The organism is Symbiobacterium sp., assembly GCF_040797425.1.
Lineage (GTDB): Bacteria > Bacillota > Sulfobacillia > Symbiobacteriales > Symbiobacteriaceae > Symbiobacterium.
Genome location: NZ_JBFNEH010000105.1, coordinates 1 through 3838, shown reverse-complemented (window position 1 = coordinate 3838; position 3838 = coordinate 1). Strand labels below are relative to the sequence as shown.

The window sequence follows — 3838 nt, the reverse complement described above, 5'->3', positions numbered from 1 at the left end:
GGGGGGGCCGCCGGGGGGGCGGGCGGGGGCGGGGCCCCCCCCCCCCGAGTCCGGGGCGAAGAGGGCCCGTGCTGCTGAGTCTACCGCCGACAAGGTCGCGGGTTCGCTGATCCAATCGGTGACCGTGGCCTGCAGCGGCGACGACGTGACCGTGCAAGTGACCGGGGTTGTCCCCAACGTGCTGTTCCAGTCTCCGTTCACCTTCACCCGAAAGGTGACCATGCCGACGCAGGACGGGAAGTGTCTGTGATGCGCACAATCGGGCCATGCTGGCGTGAGGAGCGGGGCGCCACGGCCCTGACCCTGCTCTGGGCCACGCTCGCCGCGCCCTTCTTCGCGTTCTGCCTGCAGGCGATGCTTACGGTCTACATCGTGCATCAGCAGCTGCGGACGGCGGCTGATGCGGCTGCCCTGGCCGCGACCCGGGCGATCGTGGACCTGCTGCCGGCGGCGGTGGAGGAGGAAGCCGAGGCGCGGGTGGACCGGGTGCTGAGTGATGAGGAAGCAAACAGGCAGATCGAGGAGGAGATCGCGGAGCTGGAGGCGGAGCAGGAGGCGTGCGCGGCGGACCCCCTCTGCGTCCCGCTGACGCCGGAGGAGGTGGAGGAGCGGATTAAGGCGATCAAGGTGAGGGCCTACCGGCAGGCCTTTAGCCGCCTGTTCCGGGGCACGCTTTCCTATGGGATGGCCGAAAAGATTGTGGAAGGAACTTGGGGGTCCACAACACCCCGAGAGAAGCGGGATGAACTGATCCCCGATGACGGGGACTTGGCCTGTCTCATCCGCCGGACCGCACACAGGCACGAGGCCCGGGTCCTTGCGGAGGCAGAGCGGCTGGCCCGGCTGAACGGGGCGGAGCTGAAGCGGGCCGAGGTCCGGCTGATCGATGTCGACGGACAGAACTACGTTGAGGTCTCCCGCAAGGTGAAGCCCGTGGGAGCCCCCTGGCTGTTTCCCGACAACAACTACCCGGAACTGGCGGTCGAAGGCAAGGCGACGCTGGAACGGGTTGGACACCGAACGCCCGACTACTCCTCGGGATGTTGAGGCATGGGAATCTCCATCGATTCCGCAAGCGGCTGAAGCGCCCTGGGGTTCGTGATCCGAGGGCGCGCTGATTTGGTTCAGGGTGGGTCCCATAACCTGGCTTTGGAGGCGATCCTGTTGAAGCAGATCGGAGGTTGGGTGCCGGCCAGCGTATTTTTCCTCTCAGGCTGCAGTTTGCTTGGCGCGTCGGCCATCACCAGAGCGCTCTTGTATGCCGCTGCGATGACGAGGCCGTCCTGGAGTTATCCCGACGAACTGGTCGAGGGTATGATGCCCGGCTACTTGAAAGGTGCGGCCACCATTGCGTTCTCGTTAGCGGCGCTCTGTATTGTCCTGCCGTACATAAACCACCTGCTCCCGGCAAGGCGGGGAACCATAGCACCACGCGCCCCGGGCACATAGCGCAACGTGAGGACCAGCGCGGGCTGCGCTGGTCCTTCATGGTTCTGTGCGGCCGGCCGGCGGCGCGCCGGCCACGACGCTTCCCGGGCGGGTGGGGCCAGCCCGGTACACAGTTTCTTCACACATCTGCGCGATCATGGAGACGCTATGGAGGAGGCTGCGGCGAAGCGGCCCACGGACGATCTCTCCGGCCAGGGAACCTGTGGAGGAGGCGCGCAAACCATGGCGGGGCCGTTGATTCTCATCGCGGACGACGATGACCGCCTCTGCCAGGTCATCGCGGATTACTTGCAGGGCGAAGGATTTGTCCCGATCCAGGCGCACACGGGCACGGAGGCGCTGGCCCTCTGGGAGGCCCGGCGGCCCGATCTGCTGGTGCTGGACTGGATGATGCCGGGACGCAGCGGCGTCGATGTCCTCCGAGAGGTACGGCGCCGACATGACACGCCGATCATCATGCTGACCGCCCGGGACGATGAGGCCGACAAGCTCCTCGGCCTGGAGCTGGGGGCCGATGATTACCTGACCAAGCCCTTCAGCATGCGTGAGCTCGCGGCCCGCATCCGCGCCGTCCTGCGGCGGACCCGCTCGGAGCCTGCAGAGCCTGAGGTCATTCAGTGGGGCGATCTCCTGATCGACCTCGCGGCGCACTCGGTTTACAAGAACGGCGAGGAGCTCCCCCTGACGCCCACCGAGTTCAAGCTCCTGGCGGTGCTCGCCCGCAGCCCCAACCGGGTGTATTCCCGGCTCCAGCTCATGGAGTCTGCCATCGGGGACTACTACGAAGGCTACGAGCGCACGGTCGACAGCCACATCAGCCACCTTCGCCGCAAGCTGGGGGATGGCGGACTGATCCAGACGGTGAAGGGCGTGGGCTACAAGCTGGTCCCGCCGAAGGGGTGAGTCGCGGGTGTCGCTGCGCGCCAAGCTGATCTGGGCCTTTGTCCTGGTGGCCGCGGGGGCCCTGCTGCTCGCCTTCGCGACGTCCAACCTCGGCCTCCACGCGTCCATGTGGGCGATGCACTACCGCATGCACGGGGCCCCCATGGCGTGGGATGTGCCTTGGTTCCTGAGGGCGGCGCTGACCTGGAGTATCTGGGGGAGCCTGGCGGCCCTGGGCAGCGCCGCTGTGGTCGGGGTGATTACGGCAAGCCGGATCACCCGCCCCCTGCGGGATCTGCGGGACGCGGCGGCGCAGCTGGATCTGCGGGATCTCTCCCGCCGGGTGCCGGTCGTGGGGCAGGACGAGATCGCCGAACTGGCCGCCGCTTTCAACCGGATGTGTGACCGGCTGGAGGCGGACGAGCGGTCGCGGCGCCAGCTCCTGGCCGACATCGCACACGAACTGCGCCACCCGCTGGCGGTGATGCAGGGCCACGTGGACCTGCTTCAGGACGGCAGGGTGGAGCTCACCCCGGAGGCCCTGCTGCCGATTCAGGACGAGATCATCCGGCTCAACCGACTGGTGGGCGACCTGCGCGATCTCAGCCTCGCCGAGGTCGGGCGGCTGTCGCTGCACCTGACCACCGTCTCGCCGGAAGCGGTTCTCCGCAGCCTGATGGCGGACCTGGGACCGGTGGCTGCGGCCAAGGGCGTGAACCTGGAGTGGGCCGTGCCTCCCGGGCTACCCCACCTGGTGGCCGATCCCGACCGGCTGCGTCAGATCCTGGTCAACTTGTTGACCAACGCCCTGCGCTACACGCCCCCGGGAGGGCGGGTTCTGGTGGAAGCGGAGGCGCGGGCGGGCGAGTTGTGGGTGAGCGTGATCGATTCCGGCCCCGGCATCGACCCGGCGGATCTGCCCCACGTGTTCGATCGGTTCTATCGCGCAGACGAGGCCCGCACCCGCGAGACGGGAGGCAGCGGGCTGGGGCTCGCCATCGTCCGCAGCCTGGTCGAACTGCACGGGGGAAGGGTGACGGCGGAGAGTGAGCCGGGGAAGGGAAGCCGCTTCACGGTGATCCTGCCGATGCGGGCGTAGGGGAACCCTCCATCGTGGTCTGACCCGGCAGGGGTGCTCCGGGCGCTGAGACCCCATGATGGCATGGAGTTGCCCCGCTTTCGTGGACACGATTATGGTTGCGATGTCACGCGGTTTCGCTTGCTCTCGCATCTTCTTTCCAGGAGCGGATACCGGTCCTGGATCAGCGTGGAGAACTCCATGGTCGAATGCCGGACCAGGGCCCCGATCCGGAGGTACCCGTCCTCTTCCTTCAGGTAGTCCAGCTCGGCGATCTTCCCGATGTCCACCAGGACCCTGGGCTGCGCCATGCGAAAGCGCATCATGGGAATCAGGCTCGGTCCCCCGGCAATGACCTTGGCATCGTATCCATACTGCCGGAGCAGGTCCACCGCCTCGGAGACGGTCCGGGGTGCCACGTAATCGAAC

5 protein-coding genes are annotated in these 3838 nt (G+C 67.3%); 4 read left to right on the top strand and 1 reads right to left on the bottom strand.

Translation table 11 applies throughout. From position 1 onward, the window contains the following. From AB2385_RS16700 to AB2385_RS16685, 4 genes are all read left to right on the top strand, one after another. Positions 1 to 250, top strand: a 250-nt coding sequence (locus tag AB2385_RS16700) for a hypothetical protein (protein ID WP_367656146.1), incomplete at its 5' end; no start/stop codon positions are given. After that, on the top strand, positions 250 to 1047 hold the full coding sequence (locus tag AB2385_RS16695; protein ID WP_367656145.1) for a hypothetical protein: 798 nt from the start codon (positions 250 to 252) through the stop codon (positions 1045 to 1047). The genes AB2385_RS16700 and AB2385_RS16695, both read left to right, overlap by 1 nt. A gap of 624 nt (positions 1048 to 1671) precedes the next feature. Next, on the top strand, positions 1672 to 2352 hold the full coding sequence (locus AB2385_RS16690) for a response regulator transcription factor (RefSeq protein WP_367656144.1): 681 nt from the start codon (positions 1672 to 1674) through the stop codon (positions 2350 to 2352). A gap of 7 nt (positions 2353 to 2359) precedes the next feature. Further along, positions 2360 to 3430: a sensor histidine kinase gene (locus AB2385_RS16685; RefSeq protein ID WP_367656143.1), complete on the top strand. Its 1071-nt coding sequence runs from the start codon at positions 2360 to 2362 to the stop codon at positions 3428 to 3430. Positions 3431 to 3522: 92 nt separating this feature from the next. Here the strand turns inward: AB2385_RS16685 and AB2385_RS16680 are convergent. Further along, on the bottom strand, positions 3523 to 3838 hold a 316-nt coding region (locus tag AB2385_RS16680), incomplete at its 5' end, for a xanthine dehydrogenase family protein subunit M (protein ID WP_367656142.1).

What these genes read in the sequence shown, in the direction of transcription:
- AB2385_RS16695 (WP_367656145.1), top strand. Translation starts at nt 250, where the DNA reads ATGCGCACAATCGGGCCATGCTGGCGTGAGGAGCGGGGCGCCACGGCC.
- AB2385_RS16690 (WP_367656144.1), top strand. Translation starts at nt 1,672, where the DNA reads ATGGCGGGGCCGTTGATTCTCATCGCGGACGACGATGACCGCCTCTGC.